The sequence below is a fragment of the Dietzia maris genome (assembly GCF_014144855.1).
Classification (GTDB): domain Bacteria; phylum Actinomycetota; class Actinomycetes; order Mycobacteriales; family Mycobacteriaceae; genus Dietzia; species Dietzia kunjamensis.
In genome coordinates this window covers 1-1,515 of record NZ_JAALDN010000059.1, presented here as the reverse complement: position 1 = coordinate 1,515, position 1,515 = coordinate 1, and the positions used below count along the sequence as shown (strand labels likewise).

Annotated in this window: 1 protein-coding gene; it reads right to left on the bottom strand. The window is 71.9% G+C overall.

The window, feature by feature from the left end; genetic code table 11:
• Positions 1-1,272 (bottom strand): adenylate/guanylate cyclase domain-containing protein (locus G6024_RS02255; RefSeq protein ID WP_235027728.1); only part of this gene is annotated, 1,272 nt, incomplete at its 3' end.
• Positions 1,273-1,515: the final 243 nt, after the last annotated feature.

Sequence of the window (1,515 nt, the reverse complement as noted above, 5' to 3'; positions counted from 1 at the left end):
CGCGGGCAGGCGCTCGGCCAGCACCCGCGCGCAGGCCAGGGTCGCGGTCGCCGGGTCCGCCATCGACCGGGGCGCGCCGAACACGACGAGCGCGGCATCGCCGAGGAAACTGTCGACGATGCCGTCGTACTCCTCCACGGTCTCCACGACCACGGAGAAGAACCGGTTGAGCACGTCCACCACCTCGCCGGCCTCGGACCGCACGGCCATCTCGGTCGAGCCGATGAGGTCGACGAACACCACGCCCACGCGCGAGTCGCGCCCGCCCAGCTCGGGATCGTCGAGCTCCGCGGCCTCGGCAACCTCGCGCCCGACGTGTCGACCGAACAGGTCGCGCAGCCGTTCGCGCTCCTGCAGCCCCGAGGCCATCTCGTTGAACCCGCGCTGCAGCTCACCGAGCTCCGTGGCGTCATAGACCACCACGCGCCGAGAGAGCGTGCCGTCGCTGATGTCCTGCATCGCCCACCGGACGCTGCGCAGCGGGGCGATCATCGACCCCGTCGCGAGGGAGATGAGGAGGAACCCGGCCAGGAGGGACGTGGCACCCAGGACGATGACGACGACGGCGAGGCGTTCCAGCGACAGGGCACGGCCCGCGAGTGTGTAGATCGCGACGATGATCAGGCCCGTGACGGGCACCCCGCTACCCAGGGCCCACGCCACCCGGAGCCGCGTCATGGCGCCGAGGAACCGAGCCCGCGGGGCGCGGCCCGTGGACAGTGCGACCGCCGCCACGGGCCGCAGGCCGAAGTCGGCGAGCAGGAACGCGGCGCCGCACACGACCATGCCGGCGAAGGAGATGGTGAACCCGACCACCGGGATCGACGTGGGGTCGACCAGGCCGTACGCGGGGGTGACGACCGCGACGCCGAGCAGCCACAGGAAGGCCTGGATGAGGGTGATGCGGGCGGGCAGGCGCAGGGTCCGGGCGCGGTCACGGTCGGTGGGCTCGCGGCCGTCGAGGAACCACCGGACGCGGCGGTAGACCGCACCGGTGACCCAGATCGTGCCCACGATGACCGCCATCGTCACGTAGACGGGCACCACGATCACCGAGGGGACGAGGAACTCCCGCGACAGCACCGCCGGGCCCGGCAGCACGAAGAAGACCAGCACCACGGCCACCGCGACGCCCACCAGGTTGGAGGCGAGCAGGGTCAGGAGCAGCAGGATCCGGACGCGCCACGCGCGCAGGCGGGCGGACTCCTCCTCCCGGCCGAGAAGCACAGACCCCAGTTCCGGTCGACGCAGCAGGGACAGGTCTATTCGCACGCCTCGTATCGTGCCACCACGGGGAGGCGATCGTGATGCCCTCGTCACACCCGGGCCGCGGGGCTGGGGTGTGGGGCCCGCTACGCGTAGGGTGGTCCTCGGACGGCCCGCACCACTCTTGCCTCGGGCCGTGCGGTTGTCGACCTCCCCGTGGTCGCGCACCGGGCGCATCGCTCATCGAAGTGGATGCGACTCCCCGCGAGCGCGCCGGGCAAGACGCCATTCTCTATGTACGGAGCCTTC